At 72.5% G+C, this 19,057-nt stretch carries 18 protein-coding genes; 11 read left to right on the forward strand and 7 right to left on the reverse strand.

Annotated features, from left to right (window positions below):
- The first annotated feature begins 251 nt into the window (after positions 1-251).
- The gene (locus ACZ4EG_RS18790) at positions 252-986 is read left to right on the forward strand and encodes a GAF and ANTAR domain-containing protein (protein ID WP_453547161.1); all 735 of its coding nucleotides are present in this window, start codon (positions 252-254) and stop codon (positions 984-986) included.
- 8 nt (positions 987-994) lie between these two features.
- Here ACZ4EG_RS18790 and ACZ4EG_RS18795 read toward each other — a convergent pair whose 3' ends face one another.
- Positions 995-1,771, reverse strand: coding sequence for a hypothetical protein (locus ACZ4EG_RS18795; protein WP_467791326.1), 777 nt, complete (start codon positions 1,769-1,771; stop codon positions 995-997).
- Between the two features lie 266 nt (positions 1,772-2,037).
- Here ACZ4EG_RS18795 and thrS point away from each other — a divergent pair, with 266 nt between their 5' ends.
- Positions 2,038-3,297, forward strand: coding sequence for a threonine--tRNA ligase (gene thrS, locus ACZ4EG_RS18800; protein ID WP_467791327.1), 1,260 nt, complete (start codon positions 2,038-2,040; stop codon positions 3,295-3,297).
- Positions 3,298-3,357: 60 nt separating this feature from the next.
- Entirely contained in the window at positions 3,358-4,326 is a 969-nt protein-coding gene (locus ACZ4EG_RS18805; RefSeq protein ID WP_453547167.1) for a nucleoside hydrolase, read from the forward strand.
- Between the two features lie 7 nt (positions 4,327-4,333).
- Here the strand turns inward: ACZ4EG_RS18805 and ACZ4EG_RS18810 are convergent, their stop codons facing one another.
- Positions 4,334-4,672, reverse strand: a complete 339-nt coding sequence (locus ACZ4EG_RS18810) for a nuclear transport factor 2 family protein (RefSeq protein WP_453547170.1) — start codon at positions 4,670-4,672, stop codon at positions 4,334-4,336.
- Positions 4,673-4,736: 64 nt separating this feature from the next.
- Entirely contained in the window at positions 4,737-5,657 is a 921-nt protein-coding gene (locus ACZ4EG_RS18815; RefSeq protein WP_453547172.1) for an LAETG motif-containing sortase-dependent surface protein, read from the reverse strand.
- 119 nt (positions 5,658-5,776) lie between these two features.
- On the opposite strand from ACZ4EG_RS18815, the gene ACZ4EG_RS18820 reads away from it, so the two are divergent.
- Positions 5,777-7,474: a glycoside hydrolase family 13 protein gene (locus tag ACZ4EG_RS18820; protein ID WP_467791328.1), complete on the forward strand. Its 1,698-nt coding sequence runs from the start codon at positions 5,777-5,779 to the stop codon at positions 7,472-7,474.
- Here ACZ4EG_RS18820 and ACZ4EG_RS18825 read toward each other — a convergent pair.
- Positions 7,471-8,265, reverse strand: coding sequence for a DUF4142 domain-containing protein (locus tag ACZ4EG_RS18825; RefSeq protein WP_467791329.1), 795 nt, complete (start codon positions 8,263-8,265; stop codon positions 7,471-7,473). The genes ACZ4EG_RS18820 and ACZ4EG_RS18825 overlap by 4 nt on opposite strands.
- A 162-nt stretch (positions 8,266-8,427) precedes the next feature.
- Here ACZ4EG_RS18825 and ACZ4EG_RS18830 point away from each other — a divergent pair, with 162 nt between their 5' ends.
- Positions 8,428-9,114 (forward strand): DUF6445 family protein, encoded by a 687-nt coding sequence (locus tag ACZ4EG_RS18830; protein ID WP_453547176.1) that lies wholly within the window; start codon positions 8,428-8,430, stop codon positions 9,112-9,114.
- A gap of 42 nt (positions 9,115-9,156) precedes the next feature.
- Here the strand turns inward: ACZ4EG_RS18830 and ACZ4EG_RS18835 are convergent, their stop codons facing one another.
- Positions 9,157-9,672 (reverse strand): hypothetical protein, encoded by a 516-nt coding sequence (locus tag ACZ4EG_RS18835; protein ID WP_467791380.1) that lies wholly within the window; start codon positions 9,670-9,672, stop codon positions 9,157-9,159.
- Between the two features lie 263 nt (positions 9,673-9,935).
- Here ACZ4EG_RS18835 and ACZ4EG_RS18840 point away from each other — a divergent pair, with 263 nt between their 5' ends.
- Both ACZ4EG_RS18840 and ACZ4EG_RS18845 read left to right on the forward strand, forming a co-directional pair.
- On the forward strand, positions 9,936-10,310 hold the full coding sequence (locus ACZ4EG_RS18840; protein WP_467791381.1) for an SHOCT domain-containing protein: 375 nt from the start codon (positions 9,936-9,938) through the stop codon (positions 10,308-10,310).
- A 7-nt stretch (positions 10,311-10,317) separates the two neighbouring features.
- The gene (locus tag ACZ4EG_RS18845; RefSeq protein ID WP_467791330.1) at positions 10,318-11,631 is read left to right on the forward strand and encodes a diacylglycerol/lipid kinase family protein; all 1,314 of its coding nucleotides are present in this window, start codon (positions 10,318-10,320) and stop codon (positions 11,629-11,631) included.
- Between the two features lie 293 nt (positions 11,632-11,924).
- On the opposite strand, the gene ACZ4EG_RS18850 is transcribed toward ACZ4EG_RS18845, so the two are convergent.
- Together ACZ4EG_RS18850 and ACZ4EG_RS18855 are read right to left on the reverse strand one after the other, a co-directional pair.
- On the reverse strand, positions 11,925-14,654 hold the full coding sequence (locus tag ACZ4EG_RS18850) for a cation-translocating P-type ATPase (RefSeq protein ID WP_467791331.1): 2,730 nt from the start codon (positions 14,652-14,654) through the stop codon (positions 11,925-11,927).
- Positions 14,655-14,726: 72 nt separating this feature from the next.
- Positions 14,727-15,695 carry a polyphosphate kinase 2 family protein gene (locus ACZ4EG_RS18855; RefSeq protein ID WP_467791332.1) on the reverse strand — a complete coding sequence of 323 codons (969 nt, stop codon included), beginning with the start codon at positions 15,693-15,695 and terminating at the stop codon, positions 14,727-14,729.
- A 236-nt stretch (positions 15,696-15,931) separates the two neighbouring features.
- Here ACZ4EG_RS18855 and ACZ4EG_RS18860 point away from each other — a divergent pair, with 236 nt between their 5' ends.
- The 4 genes from ACZ4EG_RS18860 to ACZ4EG_RS18875 form a co-directional block, all read left to right on the forward strand.
- Entirely contained in the window at positions 15,932-16,630 is a 699-nt protein-coding gene (locus ACZ4EG_RS18860; protein WP_453547185.1) for a DUF4328 domain-containing protein, read from the forward strand.
- Positions 16,631-16,704: 74 nt separating this feature from the next.
- Positions 16,705-17,370: an SDR family NAD(P)-dependent oxidoreductase gene (locus tag ACZ4EG_RS18865; protein ID WP_453547187.1), complete on the forward strand. Its 666-nt coding sequence runs from the start codon at positions 16,705-16,707 to the stop codon at positions 17,368-17,370.
- A gap of 142 nt (positions 17,371-17,512) precedes the next feature.
- Positions 17,513-18,448, forward strand: a complete 936-nt coding sequence (locus ACZ4EG_RS18870; protein WP_390708217.1) for an MIP/aquaporin family protein — start codon at positions 17,513-17,515, stop codon at positions 18,446-18,448.
- 376 nt (positions 18,449-18,824) lie between these two features.
- Positions 18,825-19,057: hypothetical protein (locus ACZ4EG_RS18875; protein WP_467791333.1), on the forward strand; the 233-nt coding region annotated here is incomplete at its 3' end.

Genomic DNA, 19,057 nt, shown 5'->3' on the forward strand with positions numbered 1-19,057 from the left:
GTTTGCGGCCATGGCGTTGTGCCGCCTGCTCGGTGATCTGCTGCGTCGTACCGGGCGGGTGGAGGCCGCATTGGGCGCGTACCGGACGGGACTGGGGCACCGTACGGCCCCGGGCACCACGACCCTCGGCCCGGCGCCGGCGCAGCCGCCCTTGTGAGGGTGCTGGGGCCGTTTCGGCCACGGTATGAGGGGTAGTCGGTAGGCCCCTTCCGACGGGAGCGTCGCCCGCCCGGGCTGTTCGGGTTGTGCCGATGCTGAAGGAGGCGGTGCATGTGCAGCGGGTCGACGAGGCGATCGTCGAACGGCTGCGGGGCACGGCGCCCTGGGCCGCGCCCGGACGGGTGTGCGCCCTGGCGGTGGAACTGCTGCCGGTCACCGGCGCGAGCGTGTCGCTGTGCGTCGGGGGGCTGCCCCTCCGGATCGGGGCGAGCGACGAGGCGGCGGCGGGCATGGCCGAGCTGCAGACCACGCTGGGCGACGGCCCGTGCCTGTACGCCGCCGGGATCGCCGCGCCCGTGCTCGCCCGCGACCTCACGGCCGTCCCGGCCGTGCTGCGCTGGCCGGTCTTCGCCCATCAGGCGACGGCCGCCGGGGTACGGGCGGTCACGTCGATACCCCTGGGCGTCGAGCCGGTCTGCGTGGGCACCCTCGACCTGTACGGCGCCGAACCCGGCGATCTGGACGGCGGCGATCTGCACACCGCGCTGGTTCTGGCGGGCGTCCTGACCTCCGCCCTCGTTGCCCTGCCCCGCGCGCAGGAGGGTGCGGAGGAGGGCGCCGACCCGCCCGGAGGGGGCGGGCTGAGCGGTCTGACGGCGGACCACGACCAGATCCACCGGGCCGTCGGCATGGTCATGGCCCAGCTCCGGGTCCCCGCGGACGAGGCGCTCGACCGGCTGCGCGGATACGCGTTCGCGCGCGGCCGTACGGTGCTCGACGTGGCGCACGACCTGGTCGGGCACCGCGGAAGCCTGTACGCGGACTGAGCGCCGGGTCAGGCCTGCGCGCGTCCCTGTTCCCGGACCTGGGCGAGACGCCGGCTGCCGAGTTCGAGGGCCTGGGCGACGGCATCGGAGGGCGGGGTGCCCAGAGAGCCCTCGGTGAGGACGATCGCGTCGTCGCCGACGCGCACGACCGCGACGTCCACGGTGAGGGTGACCGCCTCGCCCTCGTCGTCGACGGTCTGCCCGGTCAGCGTCACCCGCAGACCCTGCCGTGCGTCCCCGACCTGCGGCAACTCGGCCTCGTACACCTGGACGGTCTGGTGCCCCGCGCCGGTGGTGGCCGCCGAGAACTGCGCGCACGTCTGCGGCAGCGTCCTCAGCCAGGCCAGCGTGCGGTCCACGTCGGCCCGTCGGTCGCCGGCCACCTGGTACCGCAGCTGGGCCTGGTCGTCGCCGTCGTCGAGGGCCGTCACGGCGTACGCCCCCGCCGACTGGCCGAGCAACTCGTCGGCGTACAGGGCGTCGAGCAACTGCTGGCACTGAGGGGCCGTGGTGGCCGCCTTCAGCAGCGTGTCCCGCCAGGTGGCGGCCCCCTGGGTCGGCCCCCACGGCACCCCCAGATCCGCCTCCGTGATCAGGGCCGACCTCGCCTGGGCCGCCGTGAGCGCGGGGCCGGCGGACGGGGAGAGCTGTCCGGCGGCGGAGGCGGCGGGGGCCGCCCGCCGGGCCGCCTTCTCCGGATGGCCTGCCAGACAGCCGGAGGCCGTGACCAGCACACCGACGGCGAACAGGGAGGCGGCGAGGCGAGGGGCCGGGCGGACGGACATGGCGGGGCCTCCTGAGCGTGCCGGGACCGGGTACGTGTGTTGATCTCACGGCACCACCCCTCGGCCCCGGCCACCAGCGCGACGAGCCGTCCGGGTGAGGCGCGGCGTCCGGTACGGAAAACCGATCGACCGTGCGTCCGCGCCCTGTTAGCTTCGGCCCATGCAGCGCACCCTGTCGTACCCCTTCCGCACGACGACGCCGGAGAGTGTCCCGGCGCGCTGACAGCTGACCCAGTCCGAAGCCCCGGGGCGAGTGCCCCGGGGCTTTGCCGTGCTCACGGGGTTTCGCCTCCCGCACCGAGGAGACCACCGTGCACGACCACCGCCGGCTCGGCCGAGAGCTCGACCTGTTCGACACCGACCCGCTGATGGGCGCCGGGCTGCCCTACTGGCTGCCCGACGGCGCCGTCGTACGCCACACCCTGGAGGAGTACGTCCGGGACGCGGAACGCGCGGCCGGGTACCGGCACGTGTACTCGCCCGTGCTCGGGAAGCGGGAGCTGTACGAGATCTCCGGGCACTGGGACCACTACAGCGACGACATGTTCCCGCCGATGGAGCTGGGTTCCGAGCAGGTCGTCCTGCGCCCGAGCCTCTGTCCCCACCACGCCCTGATCTACCGCTCCCGCTCCCACAGCTACCGCGAACTGCCCCTGCGCATCGCCGAGCTGGGCGGCATGTACCGCTCCGAGCTGTCCGGTGTGCTCGGCGGGCTCACCCGGGTCCGCGCGATCCAGCTCAACGACGCGCACATCTTCTGCACCCTGGACCAGGCGGTCCAGGAGGCCCGCGCCGCCCTGGAGCTGATCGCCCGCGCCTACGCCGACCTCGGCATCCGCGCCGCCCGGTACCGCCTCTCCCTCCCGGGCGAGGGCGGCAAGTACGTCGCCGACCCGGCGCTGTGGCAGCGGGCCACCGCGCTGCTGAAGGAGGTCCTGGCCGAGTCCGGCGTGGACTACGAGGAGGCGGAGGGCGAGGCCGCCTTCTACGGCCCTAAGATCGACGTGCAGATCGCCGACCCCGCGGGCCGTGAGTCCACCCTCTCCACCGTCCAGATCGACTTCCACCAGCCCGAGCGCTTCGACCTGCACTACATCGGCCCCGACGGGGCGAAGCACCGGCCGGTGATGGTGCACCGCAGCGTCATCGGCAGCGTGGAGCGGGCCGTGGCGCACCTCGTCGAGGAGCACGGCGGGGCCTTCCCGGCCTGGCTGGCGCCCGTGCAACTGGTGGTGCTGCCGGTCGCGGACGAGCAGTCCGCGCGCGCGGAGGCCGTGGTGCGGGAAGCCGTCGCGCGGGGGCTGCGGGCCGAGCTCGCCGCTTTCGGGCAGGGCAGCCTCGGCGCCCGGATCCGGGCGGCGCGCCTGGTCCCGTACCAGGCCGTGATCGGCGCGCGCGAGGCCGACGGCGACGCGGCGGCCCTGCGGCTGCGGGACGGCCGCCGGCCGGGAACCCTGCCCGTCGCCGAACTCCTGGACCGGATCGCCGCCCGGGTCGGGGCCCGCGGGACCGCGCTGTGGGACTGAGGGGCGCATAGGGTCGGGGCGAGGGAAGAGGCACGAGGGACCAGAGAAGGAGCCCCCGCCGTGACCGACCGGACGACCATCCCCGTGATCATCGACTGCGACACCGGCGTCGACGACGCCCTGGCCCTGCTGTTCGCCGTCCGCCACCCCGGCCTGGACCTGCGCGCCGTCACCTGTGTCGCCGGGAACACGAACGTGGACGGGGTGGTCCGCAACACCCTGACCGTGCTGGAGCAGGCGGGCGCCCGTGACGTCCCCGTCGCCCGCGGTGCCGCGCGGCCGCTGATCGAACCGGCCCGCTCGGCCCGGCATGTGCACGGGGAGGACGGGATGGGCGACCTCGGGCTGCCCGCGCCCGCCCGTGCCCCGGCCGACGTGGACGCGGTGACCCTGCTGCGCCGCGAGATCCTCGCCTCGCCGCGCCCGGTGACCCTGATCCCGACCGCGCCCCTGACGAACATCGCGCTGCTCCTGCGCACCCACCCGGAGGTGACCGGCAACATCGAGCGGATCGTGTTCATGGGCGGCGCGGTGGCCACCGGGAACGCCACGCCGGTCGCGGAGTTCAACGTCTGGCACGACCCGGAAGCGGCCGCGATCCTGCTCACCGCGGGGGTGCCGATCACCATGTACGGGCTCGACGTGTTCACCCGGGTCGTGGTCCCGGGCGCCGAGGTGCGGCGGCTGCGGGCGAGCGCGGAACCGGGCACCCGGCTCGCCGGTGAGCTGCTGGCCCACCGCCCCTCCGCCCCCGACCCGGACGGCGACGACCCGGCGGGCGGGCTCGGTGACGCGGGCGCCGTGTGCGCGGTCGCCGACCCGGCCGGCATCGCCACCCGCCCGCTGCCGGTCGAGGTCTCCCTCGCCCCGGGCCCGGCCCGCGGCCAGACGATCGTCGACCGCCGGCCACGTCCCGGGGAGTCCGAGATCCACCACGGCGTACGCGAACAGCCCTTGGTGGACGTGGCGTTGGACGTGGACGTGGAGCGCTATGTGAAGCTCTACCTGGAGACCGTGGAGCGGGCCTAGCGGACGGTCACACCTCGCCGCCGAAGAACACCTGCACTTCCCGGACGAGGCCGCCCCGCACCGTGATCGCCTCGACGTTGCGGTACCGGGCGCCGGTCTCCAGCTCGTACTCGTAGTAGGCGAAGACCAGTTCGTCGTCGGCCGGGGTGACGCGCAGCAGCCGCTGTTCCCTGAGCCGGCCGGCCGTCGGGAAGCACCGGTCGAAGAACGCGGCCCTGTCGATGTGGTCGTCCTGCGGGCTGGTGAAGGTGAAGTCGTCGGCGTAGAGGGGCAGGGCCGCGGCGCGGTCCTGGGCGAGATAGTGCCGGAACACGGCCTCGACGACGTCTTTCGGACTGCCGGTCATATGGCCACCGTAAGGCCGAACGCCCCGGAGCGGGGGTCTCCGGGGCGTTCGTTTCGGGGGTGGTTCAGGAGCGGGCCGTGCGGCGGCGCTTCGTTGCGAAGACGATCGCGGCGCCGCCCGTGAGGAGCACCGCTGCGCTGCCCGCGATGATGCCGCTGGAGCTGCCGCCGCCGGTCTTCGCGAGGTCACCGCCGCCGCCGTTCGGCGTGGGGGCCGGGGCGGGGGTCGACTCGGAGGCGCTCGGGGTGGGGGGCTCGGTCGACGGGGTGTCCGTCGCGGGCGGTGTCGACTCCTCGGCCGGGGTCGAGGGCTGTCCGGACTCCGGGGCGGACGGGGTGGGGGTGGCCGGGGGCTGCGACCCGGTCGTCGTGCAGTCCTTGGTGCCGCCGTTCCAGGCCGCGATCAGCTTGTCCTTGATGACCGGGTGGTCCGGGCCCTTGGGCAGATCGCCGTGCTCGAAGCCGTCGTTCGCGTCCGCCTTGCCGTCGAACTTCACCGCGCCGCGGTAGAGGTCGATCTGGGCGAAGCAGCCCGCGTCCGGCACCGCGATGTCGAGGGAGTCGGTCTGGCCGGGCTTGACCGTCACTGAGTCGAAGTCCACGAAGACCTGCTCGCCGGAGGTGGCGAAGGAGGAACCGTGGGCGAGATAGGAGGCCAGGGACGCGGTGCAGGTGGTGGCGTCGCCGGCGGCACGGACCTTGATGTGGACCTTGCCGTCCTCGGTGGGCTTCAGGTTCTGGTCGTCGACCTTGACCGAGTCGTAGAAGGCGCCGCCGTCGAGCGAGAACTGGCAGCGGTCGGTGCCCGTTTCCGTGCCCGCGCCCGTGCCGGGCCGGTAGGTGCCGCCGGACTTCCAGCCGTCACCGCCGGGCGTGCCCTGGGCCCAGGCGCCGGATGCGGCGGCGACGGAGGCCGCGCACAGGGCGAGCGACGCGGCGCCCGTCCCCAGCAGGCGGCGCACGGTGACACGTCTGGCTATGGACATACGTATCCCATCTCAGGAGCTCGAAGAGAGCGGCAAGGAAACACCGGCCCCATTGGTCACATGCGGCACAGCGTGAGCACATGGTGGTTCCCGCGGTTTAGACCTGTCAACCTGCGCCGATGCAGGGGGAGTTGACGCGCCCGTCACTGGTAGATGACGGCCTGCCGCCACCAGTCGGGGTTCCTGGGGGAAGGGTCGGTCACGCGGGCTCCTTCCGGAAGGAGGTCTATCCACGCAGCTTCGCCGACGCGGACGGCGACGGGCTGGGCGACATCAAGGGCGTCACCCAGCGCCTGAACCACCTGGCCGCCCTCGGCGTCGACGCCCTGTGGCTCAGCCCCTTCTACCCCTCCGAACTTGCCGACGGCGGCTACGACGTCGCCGACCACCGCGACGTGGACCCGCGCCTGGGCACCCTGGACGACTTCGACGCCATGGTTGCCGAGGCCCACCGCCTGGGCCTCAAGGTGATCGTCGACCTCGTGCCCAACCACACCTCGCATCTGCACCCCTGGTTCCAGGAGGCCCTGCGCGCGGGCCCCGGCTCCCCGGCCCGCGACCGCTACGTCTTCCGCCCCGGCCGCGGCACGCACGGCGAACTCCCGCCCACCGACTGGCAGTCGGTCTTCGGCGGCAGTGCCTGGCGCCGAGTTTCCGACGGCGACTGGTACCTCCACCTCTTCGCCCCCGAACAGCCCGACCTCGACTGGGACAACGAGGAGGTCCGCGCCGACTTCCGTACGACCCTGCGCTTCTGGTGCGACCGGGGCGTCGACGGCTTCCGCGTCGACGTGGCGCACGGTCTGGCCAAGGACCTCACCGACCCGCTGCGGGACGTCGGCGACGTGGGCGCGACGGGTGAGGAGGCCCTGGACCGGGCGGTGCCCGGCACGCACCCGTACTGGGACCGCGACGAGGTCCACGAGATCTACCGGGACTGGCGCAAGGTCCTCGACGCCTACTCCCCGCCCCGCACGGCGGTCGCCGAGGCCTGGGTGCCGGACGCCCGGCGCGCGCTGTACGCCCGGCCGGACGAACTGGGCCAGGCCTTCAACTTCGAGTATCTGCAGACGGGCTGGGACGCGGACGCGCTGCGCGAGGCGATCGGCGCCTCACTGGCCACGGCCCGCACCGTCGGGGCCTCCGCCACCTGGGTCCTGTCCAACCACGACGTGGTGCGCCACGCCTCCCGGCTGATCCTGCCGCCCGGCACGGACGAGAACGCCTGGCTGCTCTCCGGCGGCCGGGCACCGCGGACCGACGAGGCGGCGGGCCTGCGCCGGGCCCGGGCGGCGGCGCTGCTCATGCTGGCGCTGCCCGGATCGTCGTACCTCTACCAGGGCGAGGAACTGGGCCTGCCCGAGGTGGCGGACCTGCCCGTGCCCGTTCTCCAGGACCCCGTCTGGGAGCAGACGGGCCGCGTCCGCAAGGGCCGGGACGGCTGCCGGGTGCCGCTGCCGTGGACCAGGACCGGGCCGTCGTACGGCTTCGGGCCGGGCGGGGCCTGGCTGCCGCAGCCGGCGTCCTTCTCCGCGTACGCCGTGCAGGCGCAGTCCGGTACGGAGGGCTCGACCCTGGAGCTCTACCGCACGGCCCTGCGCCTGCGCCGGAAGCTGCAGGAGGGCGAGACGCTGACCTGGGCGCCCGAGGCTGCCGCCGGGGTCCTGGACTTCACCCGCACGGAGGCCTGGCGCTGTGTCACCAATCTGTCCGCCGCGCCGGTCCCGCTTCCGCCCGGGGAGGTGCTGCTGACCAGCGCGCCCCTGCGCGAGGGGCGGCTGGACCGGGACACGACGGTCTGGCTGGGCGCCGGCTAGCGCACCGTGGGGCTGGGACTGGGGGTGGCGCCGCCGGCACCGGCACCGCCGCCGCCACCGGCGAGACCGTTGATGTCCACCGGGGTGGAGGTGGCGTTCGGCGGTGGGGTGAGCACGACCTGCGGCTGCCCGGCGGGCGGGGGCGGCGGGGTCATGTCGGAGTCGGGCAGCTTCGGCGGGGTGGTCTGCTGGAAGATGGTCTGGTCGAAGTCGACCAGGCCGGTCTTCTCCATCACCGTGATGTGGTCGAGCACGGTGTCGTTGGCCTGGTCGGCCAGGGCGCGCACGAGCGTGTTCTTGGTGGTGGACCGGATCTTCGCCACCGTGTTGAAGATCGAACCGTGCGTCATCCGCAGGATGTTGGCGAAGTCGGAGTCGAACTTCTTGCCGCTCTCGGACTTCAGCTGGGTGACGAAGCCCTCCTGCTGCGGACTCGCGATGTTGGGCAGGGTGATGTTCAGCATGGGCGCGATCTTGCGGCAGGTGGCGTCCAGCGCGGCATGCCCGTCGACCAGGTGCTGGCTCGCGGTGATGACCGCCTTCGTGGTGCCCTTCTGCAGCCCGATCTGACCGACCGGGTACTCCCACAGACCGGCCGCGCGCACCTTGACCACGAAGTCCCGGTCGCCCTCGGTCAACGGCCCCCACTGCGTCTGGGCGATGACGAGGTCCGGCGAACTGGAGACCTTGCTCACCCCCAGCATGCTCGGGTAAAGGAGCGCCCCCAGGGTCAGGCTCAGGGCACCGCCCACGAAGAGAGTTCCCGTCGCGTTCCGCGAAAAGCGCACCATGCCTCCTGCCGGTCGTGGATCCCTTCAGCAGTACGGATCACGAAGGGCCGGGAGTCTTTTGATTTGGCAAAAACTCTGCCCGGGTGTGAACCGGCCCCGGTTGACGGAATGTTGACCCGCTTGCGGGAGAGTCCTGGTGAGCCCCCGACCTAGATTCGCGGCATGCCCCCACAACCTCCCCCGAGAGTTCCCGCTTCTCTTCCCGTCCTGCCCTATCGCAAGCCCACCAAGGGCCGTGACTACTGGGTGCTGGACGATGTGCTGCCCGATGTGGACGCCGTGCGGGAGCGGTGTCTCGGCAAGGACGACTGGGTCAAGGGGTATCCGTACACCTCGGAGACCTGGCCGGGACTGCGCACCATGCCCGGGCTCGAACCCGCCGAACTGGGCCGGGTGGAGCGGCTGGTGAAGAAGGCCACCGGCGCCAAGGAACTGTGGGTGCAGCAGGCGCCCGGCGGCGGGACCCTCAACCACAACTGCGTGCAGGTGGTGGGCGAGGGCGAGAGCGAGCCCCGGCCGCACACCGACTCGCGTGCGCTGTGCCGGTATGCCGCCGTGCTGTATCTCAACCCCGGTGTGCCCAAGGACTGCGGGACCAGTTTCTACCGGCAGTCGATGCCCGGCGGACGCCTCGGCGGCAACGTCGTCCAGGCCCCGCACAACAACCTCGTCGAGGCCCTGGGGACGCGGTTCGTGGCGCCCGGCGCGTTCGAGGAGGACGTACGGGTTCCGCACAAGTACAACCGGCTGCTCCTCTACAACGCCAACCTCGTGCACAGCGCGACCGGTTACTCCGGCAGGACGCTGGAGGAGAAGCGGATGACGGCCGTCTTCTTCTGGATGGCCTGAGCGGATGGCTTCAGCGGATGGCCTGAGCCGGGTCGGGGGCGGTCAGTAGCGCAGGGCCGTCCCCACCTCCGTCTTCACCTCGCCCGAGAGGTTGTGCGTGCTGCGGGCCGTCCCCGTCCCGGTCCTGCCCGCCGCCACGTCCGTGATGGTGACGACCACCGTGTCGAGGAGGTTGCCGCCCGTGTCCTTGAAACTGACCTGGACGGCGAAGGACTTGGCGGAGTCCGCCGTGTTGTTCGCCGTGACCTCCACCGTGGTGCGGCCGTCGGAGGCGGTGGCGGGCGTGCCGAGCTTCACCTCGTCCTTGGCGTTGACACCGTTCTTCACCTCGGCGAGCCGCCGCCGGGCCTCCGCGGACGCCGACGCGACCACGTCCTGGCCCTTCGAGGCGAGGGAGGACGCGGCCGACGCCGCCTTGCTGACGGCGGCCGACGCGGCCTTGCTCGCGGTGGACGACGCGTTGCCGCCGTCGGAGCAGCCGCTCAGTGCCGTGCCCAACGCCGCCGCCAGCACCAGCGCCGCCCCCGTTCGATAACCCGCCATCATGTACGCCTCCATCGGTGTCACCCGGCCAGGCTGTCCCTCCCAGTCAAGATCCGGATCGGCGCCACCGCATGTCGACGTCAGCCGTACGGCGCAACGCCCGGCTGCCCCGTCCTCACCCGCTTCGGGTGAGGCCATGACGCACCTGCCGTGCGCAGGCTGAGGGCAGCAGACAGCCGCGGCCGGGTGACCGCCCGGGGCGGCGGGAAACCCGGAGGGAAGACGTGGACACGGTGTACCTCGCGTACGACTATCCGCTGCTGAGCGCGTTCTGGACGATGCTGTGGTTCGTCCTGCTGGTGATGTGGTTCGTCCTGCTCTTCAAGGTGATCGTGGACGTGTTCCGGGACGACTCCCTGAGCGGCTGGGCTAAGGCGGGCTGGCTGGTGTTCGCCATCGTGCTGCCCTTCGTCGGCGTCCTGGTCTATGTCATCGCCCGCGGCAAGGGCATGGGGCAGCGCGAACTCGCCGAGGCGCGCGAGCGGCAGGAGGCCTTCGACTCGTACGTCCGTGAGATGACGGCCCCGCAGAGCCGGCCCAGCAGCTCGGACGAGCTCGCCAAGCTGTCCGAACTGCGCAACCACGGTGACATTACGGAGGACGAGTTCCGCCGGGCCAAGGAAATGGTGCTGAGCGGCCGTTCCCCGAGATGAAACGAACGTGAGCGGCGGCCGGAACACCGGATGGGCTCGGCTGGCCCTGCTCGCCCTGGCGGCCGGCGTACTGGTGCCGCTGCTGGCGGCCGGGCTGAAGAGCGTGCTGTGGGCGCTGGCCGGCCTCGCGGGGCTGGCCCTCACCGCCGTCGGGCTGTGGTGGGCCCTCGCGCACACCGGCGTCGTACGGGCCGTGGGGATGCTGCTGGCGGTGGCCGCCCCGCTCGCGGTCCTCGTCCTGTTCGCCGCACACGGGCTGATCTGGGAGGCCTCCCTCTCCCTGGGCCTGTGGATACTGGCGGTCACGGCCGCGCGGATCGCCCTGACGCCCTCGGGAGTGGCCTCCGGGCGCCACTGTGACACGGGCCCCGCCGAGCCGCCGCGCGCTGCGTGGCTCCTGATGAACCCGAACGCCGGCGGCGGCAAGGTGGCCCGCTTCCATCTGGCCGAGCGGGCCCGGGCGGCGGGCGCCCGGGTCGTCCTGCTGGACCCCTCGCAGCACCCGGACGTGGCGGAGCTGGCCCGGCGCGCGGTGGCGGAGGGCGCGGACCTGCTGGGCGTGGCCGGCGGGGACGGCACACAGGCCCTGGTGGCGGAGGTCGCGGCCGACCACGACCTGCCCTTCGTGGTGATTCCGGCCGGTACCCGCAACCACTTCGCCCTCGACCTCGGCCTCGACCGAGAGGACCCGGCTGCCTCCCTGGAGGCGCTGACCGACGGCGAGGAACTCCGGGTCGACCTCGGGTTCGCCGCCGACCGGGTGTTCGTCAACAACGCCTCGTTCGGCACGTACGCGGCCGTGGTGGGCGAGGCCGCCTACCGGAACCGGAAACTGCGCACGGTCCTGCGCACCCTGCCCGACCTCCTCACCGGCGATGAGGCGCCCCGGCTGGGGATGCGGTCGGGAAAGCGGCACCTCGACGGGCTGCAGGCGCTGCTCGTCAGCAACAACCCCTACCGGCGCGCCGCCGACGCCTCCCGCCCGGGCCGCAGGGAGTCCCTGGACTCCGGGCTGCTGGGCGTGGTGTGCGTGCGGATCGGCAGTACGGCTCAGGCGGCACGGCTGGTGAGCGGCGCGCGCTCGCCGGGCCTGACGCGGCTGACCGCGAGGGAGGTGGTGGTCGAGGCGGCCACACCCACCGTCCCGGTCGGCGTGGACGGGGAGCACACCATGCTGCCCGCACCCGTCGTGTGCCGCATCGTCCCCGGGGCACTGCGGGTACGGGTACCACGCCGTCGCCCCGGTGCCCCGGCAAGCAGACCGACGGCCGACTGGCGCCGGGTGCTACGACTGGCGCTGCGGCCGGGGTGTCGTGCCTGAGGGGGAGCGGCCGCCGGGTCTGACGCGGCTGACCGCGAGGGAGGTGGTGGTCGAGGCGGCCACACCCACTGTCCCGGTCGGTGTCGACGGGGAGCGCCGACTGGCGGCGGGTCCTGCGGCCGGCGCTGCGGCCGGGCGCCGTGCCTGAGCTGGTGAGCGGTGCGCGCTCGCCGTGGGAGGTGGTGGTCGAGGCGGCCGCGCCCACCGTTCCGGCCGGTGTCGACGGGAGCGCCGACAGGCGTCGGGTCCTGCGGCCGGGGTGCCGTGCCCGAGGGAGGAGCGGGAAGCGGGGCCTACGCCGGTGTGGTGGTTCTGGTGAGGTGTCTGGCCGTGAGCTTGCCCAGTTCCCACAGGATCAGCAGGACCAGCGGCGGTACCAGGGCCCAGCCGAACTGCCGCGCGGTGATCTGAGTCGTACCCAGGAGCCGCTGGAACCCGTCCATCTGCGTGACCAGCACCGCGAGCGCGAGTTCCACGAGCATCGCCCAGTTCATCTGTTTGCTGTCGAAGCTCGCGGTGGTCAGGACGGTCTCCGTCTCGCTGCGGCACTCCAGCGCGGCCACGATCAGACAGAGCGCGAAGGAGGTGAACGCGATCGACTGGCCGACGGCGGTGCTGCCGTAGTGCGACTCGCCCAGCTTGATCAGGGCCAGCAGGCCGATCGTGATCACCAGCCCGGACAGCCCGACCGTGATCATCACGCCCCGGGTCAGCACGGGCTCGCCGCGCGGTCGTGGCCGGCGCTCCATGAGCCCCGGGCTCTGCCGGTCGAAGCCGAGCGCGAAGCCGAAGGCGGCGTTGACGAAGAAGTGGATCCACAGCACCTGGGCCGGGGAGAAGGGCTCACCCGCCGCGATGTCGAACAGGGTCGCGCCGAGGAACGTCAGCACGAACACGACCAGGAGCACCAGGACGAAGCGGATGTACTTGGTGAGGTTGTCGTAGATCTTGCGGCCCTGCTCCACCGCGAAGACGATCGTGGCGAAGTTGTCGTCGGCCAGCACCATCCGCCCGGCGTTCTTGGCGACCTCGGTCCCGGAGCCCATGGCGATGCCGATGTCGGCCGCCTTGATGGCCGGGGCGTCGTTGACACCGTCCCCGGTCATGGCCACCACATCGCCCTTCTTCTTGAGCGTGTCGGCGATCAGCACCTTGTGCTCGGGCGCGACCCGGCCGACCACCCCGATCCCGTCGATCCGGGCGAGCCGCTCGCTCTCCGGCAGCGCGGCGAAGTCGGCGCCCAGCACGGCCTCGCCCTCGATACCCAGCTGCCGCGCGATGGCGGCACCCGTCACGACGTCGTCTCCGGTCACCATCCGCACCCGGATGTGCGCGGACTGCGCGTCGGCCACCGCGGCCCGGGACTCCTTGCGCGGTGGGTCGACCATGCCGACCAGGCTCGTCATCTGCAGGTCGGTGACATGGGCGAGCAGGTCGCCGGCGGGATCGAAGGCGGCGGGGTCGAGGTCGCGGCGCGCGGCGGCCATCACCCGCAGGCCCTCGCCGCCCATGCGCTCGACATGCGTCTGGGCCCGCTGCCGCAGTTCCTCGTCCCAGGGGACGCTCGTACCGTCCCGCAGCGCGGTGGCGGCCCGGTCCATGACCGCGGGTGCCGCCCCCTTCACGAAGCACCGCACGACCGGACGGCCCGCCGCGTCCGTGGCCGAGTGGAAGGTGGCCATCAGCTTGTACGAGGGGTCGAACGGCAGCGTGGCCAGCCGGGGCAGCCGGTCCCGGGTGGCGTCGATGTCCAGCCCGGCCTTGTGCCCGAGCACCAGCAGGGCACCCTCGGTGGGGTCGCCGACCACCGCGCCGTCCACCAACCCCGCGTCGCTGGCCAGCACATACGGCAGGATCGCGTCCTCCAGGCCCGGGTTGCTGCCGACGGCGTGGTGGATCCTGCCCTCCAGGCCGTACCCGGTGCCGGACACGGTGTAGCGGTCGCCGGGGTCGAGGACCTCGACGACCGTCATCTGGTTCATGGTGAGGGTGCCGGTCTTGTCGGAGTTGATGGCCGAGGTGAACCCCAGCGACTGCACCGACGGCAGGTCCTTCACGATCGCCTGACGCTCGGCCAGGTCGACCCCGCCGATCGACAGGATGGTCTGGGTCACCGTGGGCAGGGCCTCCGGAATGGCGGCGATGGCCAGCGAGACGGCGCTCACGAAGAGCGCGTCCCACGCCTCGCCGCGGCCGCGCCCCAGGACGAACATCACGATCATCGTCAGTCCAGCCGCCCCGGTGATCCACAGGGTGAGCCGGTTGAGCTCCCGGTCCAGCGGCGAGGCCTCGCGGGGCGTCGCCGACAGCATCCCGGAGATACGGCCGAGTTCGGTGCCGGCGCCGGTGTCCGTGACGATCACCGTCGCGCTGCCGTGCGTGACCGGCGTGTTCATGAACGCCATGTTCGTGCGGTCGCCCGGTGCCAGATCGCCGCCGGCCAGGGTCGAGGGGTCCTTGGCGACCGGCACGCTCTCGCCCGTCAGTGCCGACTCGTCGATCTGCAGGGCGCTGGCCGCGACGATCCGGCCGTCGGCGGGGACCTCGTCCCCCGCGGCCAGGAGCACGACGTCGCCGACGACGACCTCCTCGGCCGGGATCTCCGATTCCGCCGCGTCCCTGCGCACCCGTGCGGTCGCCTGCAGCATCGACTTGAGCGCGTTCATGGCGCTCTCGGCCTTGCCCTCCTGCCGCATGCCGACGACCGCGTTGAGGACCGTCAGCACGAGCAGCAGGATGCCCGTGTTCCACTCCGCGATCAGGAAGGACACCACGGCGGCGGCGACCAGGACCAGTTGCATGTAGCTGCGGTACTGGGCCAGATAGCGGCGCCAGCCCGGCAGGGTTTTCTCCTCCGGGAGCGCGTTCGGGCCGTTCTGCGCCAGGAGTTCGGCCGCCCGCGCCGAGGACAGTCCCACGGCCGGATCCACCCCGAACGCGGCGGCGACCTCCTGCGGCGGGCGCGCGTACCACGCCCGGTCCTGCGTCGCCCCATCGTGCGGGGCATCCGTCTGCGCGGTCATGGCGCGGGCCTCCTCTCAGCCCTTCTTCCAGCCTCTTCCGGCCTCTTCCAGCCCTTCTTGTTCCAGCCTCATTCAGCCCTTCTTGCCGGATCCCCCGGACGAGACCGAGGCGGCGTACGGGTCGTCGGCGGCACCCTTGGGCGCCTCGTGCTCCAGCTCCCGCTTCACCACGGCCAGTTCGTGCCGGGTCTCATCGCTGACCTGCGGGTACCGGGGATCGATGCCGATCAGGGTGTGCGCCAGCACCGCGGCGGCGCAGACGCGCGCGAACCACTTGTGGTCGGCCGGTATGACGTACCAGGGCGCCCAGCGTGTGCTGGTGGCGGACAGCATCTCGGAGAACACCCGCTGGTAGTCGTCCCAGCGGGCCCTCTCCCGGGCGTCGGCGGGCGAGAACTTCCAGTTCCGCTCGGGCACGTCGATGCGCTTGAGGAAGCGGATGCGCTGCTCCTCCTTCGACAGGTTCAGGAACATCTTCACGACCCTGAAGCCGTTGTCGGTGAGATAGCGCTCCCAGTCGTTGATCTCCCGGTACCGCCGCTCCCACACGTCTCCGCGCCGGGCCGCCTCCGGCAGCTTCTGCCGGTGGAGGTTCTCGGGATGCACCCGTACGACGAGGACCTCCTCGTAGTGGGAGCGGTTGAAGATCCCGATCTCGCCGCGCCGCGGCAGATGCCGGTTGTAGCGCCACAGGAAGTCGTGGTCGAGCTCCTCGGCCGAGGGCACCTTGAAACTGGTGACGCGCACACCCTGTGGATTGACGCCGCTCATCACATGGCGGATCGTCCCGTCCTTGCCGGCCGCGTCCAGCGCCTGCAGACACATGAGGACCCCGTAGGTGTCCTGGGCGGCCAGCCGCTGCTGGTAGTCGGAGAGCAGTTCGATGCCGTTGCGGAGCAGTTCGACGCCCTCCTTGTTCTTGCGGGCGCCCGCCGTCTTGTAGCCGGGGTCGAAGTCCTCCGCCAGATGCACCTTGGTGCCGGGCGGAACCCGCAGGGGCTCTATGAAGTCCGCGATGCGCTCGGCTCTCTCGTCGGCCATCGTCCACCGTCCCTTCCGCCACGCAGGCCATGCAGGCCATGCAGGCCATGCAGGCCATGCAGCCGCGCGGACCCGCCGACACCGGGGCCGCGCAGGGGCAGCGTCCCTCGGCCGAACGGGGGGCGGCCTCACCCACGACGGGTGGTTCGGCGTCGTACGAAGGCGGTCCGACCGTGCCGGCCGGTCATGGGCATGTCGCCTGGCTCGGGTCCCGTTCCATGAGGCAGGATGCGCGGGTGAACGACCACATAGCGCAGTCCCCGCAACCCCCCGTCCTGCGGCCGGTCCGAGGTGCCGCCCAGGTCGCCGTCGCCGCTCTTCTGCTCGCCGGTGCCGCCTGGGTGGTCCGGGCGGTGTGGGAGATCCGGCTCGCCGTGGCGGGGGAGCCCGCCTCCGGGCCGCCGGACCAGGGCGACGGCAACCATCGCGTGCTGACGGCGCTGGAGGACTCGTACCACTTCGTCGTCTCGGTCGGCGGGGTTGCCGCGCTGATCTGCGCCTTCGCGTTCCTGTCGTGGCTGTGGCGGGTCCGGGACAACGCCCGGATCCTCTCCGGCCGCCCGGCACGCCACCTCGGAATCTGGGTCTACCTGGGCTGGATCGTGCCCATCGTGAACCTCTGGGTGCCCCGCGGACTGGTCGCGGACGTCTACGAGCGGAGCACCGGGGGCAAGCCGGCGCCGCTGGTCCTGAACGTCTGGTGGGTGCTGTGGCTCGTCGGCATGCTCAGCGGGGTCGGGCTGGTGTACGAGGACTCGAAGGACAAGGTCATCGAGCGGGCGTACACGGAGCCGTGGCCCCTGCTGGCGTCCGACGCGGCGGTGGTGGGCGCGGCCGTGGCCGCCGTGTTCGTCGTACGCGCGGTGACCGCCGCACAGGTGGAGCGCGGGGCTGCGGACACCGCCGCGCCGGTCGCACCCGCACCGGCCGCCTGAGACGGGTCCGGGGGCGTGACCCCGGCTCGGCCTACGGGTGCGGCGTCCCCGGGAAGGCAGTACGGTCACGCGTCATGAGCACCATTGCCATTGTCGGGGCCGGTCCCGGACTGGGTGCGGCCGTCGCGCGCCGGTTCGGGCGTGAGGGGTACGGCGTCGCGCTCGTCGCCCGCGACCGGGCCCGGCTGGACGCCCTCGTCGGCGAACTGGGCGCCGAGGGGATCACCGCGCGCGGGTTCGTCGCCGACGTGCGCGACCCGGAGGCGCTGGCGGCGGCCCTCGCCGCGGCGGGCGAGGAGGTCGGGCCGGTCGAGGTGCTGCAGTACAGCCCGGTGCCGCAGCGGGACTTCATGCGGCCGGTGCTGGAGACCACGCACCAGGATCTGCTCGGGCCGGTCGAGTTCTCGGTGTACGGCCCCGTCGTCGCCGTCCAGCAGGTGCTGCCCGGCATGCGGGCCCTGGGCCGCGGCACGATCCTGTTCGTCAACGGCGGCAGCGCGGTCGTCCCGCACCCGGAGCGCGCGGGCACCTCCATCGCGTTCGCCGCCGAGAGCGCCTACGGCCATCTGCTGCACGACCGGCTCGCCGCGGAGGGCATCCACGTCGCCCAACTCGTCGTCCCCGGCTCGATCGTGCCGGGGCATCCGCGCAAGGACCCCGCCGTGCTCGCGGAGACCCTGTGGGGCATGCACCGGGACCGGCACGGCTTCCGGCACTACGCCGACGACCTCGACAGCTGACCCGGACACCTTCCTTCTCGATCACTTGTTCGACCCGTCGGGGACTGCTCCGCAGTGTCGGAAATCAATTCGTGCGCAACGATGGTGGTAGATCCGGAATGCACCGGAACGCACCGGAGCGCACCCTCTGAAGGGGGTCGAGATGGCTGTTGAGATCCCTCCCCTGATAAAGCCCTCGCGGCTCAGGCGCCGCGGAGGCCTGCTGGGCGAGTGCCTGGCAGAGTTCCTGGGGACCTTCGTCCTCATTTCGTTCGGTTGCGGTGTCGTGGCGATGGCGGTCGCGGCGCTGCCCGGCTCGGGCCGTGCCGCGACACCCACGACGATCTTCCTGGCGGCGGGTGACTGGCTGCTGATCACCTGGGGCTGGGCCCTGGCCGTGGTCTTCGGCATCTACGTGGCCGGCGGCGTCAGCGGAGCGCACATCAACCCGGCGGTGACGCTGGCGTTCGCCGTGCGCCGCAAGTTCCCCTGGATCAAGGTCCTCCCGTACTGGCTGTCGCAGGTCCTCGGCGCGCTCGCCGGGGCGGCGCTGGTGCTGGGCGTCTACCACGACGCGATCAACGCGTACGACACGGCCTCGAAGGATCCGCATGTGGGCGGGAAGACGCTCGCCACGTTCTCGATCTTCGCCACCTTTCCGGCGCCGTACTTCCACGGCGGTGTCTGGGGGCCGCTGATCGACCAGATCGTCGGTACCGCCTTCCTGGTGATGTTCGTCGTGGCGGTCATCGACCTGCGCAACACGGCGGTGCAGGCGAATCTCGGCCCGCTGGTGATCGGCTTCGCCGTCGCCGCCGTCGGCATGTCCTACGGGGCGAACGCCGGATACGCCATCAACCCGGCCCGTGACTTCGGACCGCGTCTGCTCACCTGGTTCGCCGGATGGGACGGTTACGCCTTCCCGGGGGACGGGGCGTGGTTCAGCAACTACTTCTGGATCCCCATAGTCGGGCCGCTGATCGGCGGTGTGATCGGGGTCCTGGTGTACGACCTGTTCATCAGCGACGTACTGCACGCCCGAGCGAAGCTGGGCGAACTCCCGGAGCCGGGCCGCACGCGTCCCACGATCGAGGAGTGACGCCACCGGGTGCGGGGTGACCGGTGGTTCCGGCCGCCCCCGCTCACGCCCCGCTGTGCGCCGACAGCCGGTCGAGCCCGTGCCGAAGAGGGTGCGGACGTGGAGCGGGGCGAGGACGCGGCCGACCAACTCGCGGGCGTCGGGCGGGTACTCGCGCCGCGGGTGCCGGCACGGTCGAGCATCTCCCGGATCTGACCGGCGCGTTCGGCCGGGGACCGGGGCCCTTCGGGTCCGCTCACGTCGCGGGCCACGCCTGCCGCGCGGGCCCGCAGGCCGCCCGCGAGTGTGCGGTGTCGGGGATGGGTGACCCGCACCCGGCGGTCGGCAGGGTGCGGGTCACCTCCGTGGGCAAGGCCCCGATGGTGCCTCGGCGGCGGTGGATGCCGGAGTCGCCCGCACCCGCCCGCGCCGCCACTTCGGCGACCGCGAAGTCGCCGTAACCGCGCGGGCGACCAGCTCGGCGACGGCCCGGTGCGCCGCCGCCCGCACCCGGGCACGGGCGTCGCCGGGCCGCCGGGTCACCTCCGTGGGCAAGGCCCCGATGGTGCCTCGGCGGCGGTGGATGCCGGAGTCGCCCGCACCCGCCCGCGCCGCCACTTCGGCGACCGC

It is taken from the genome of Streptomyces sp. NPDC025638 (assembly GCF_055558775.1).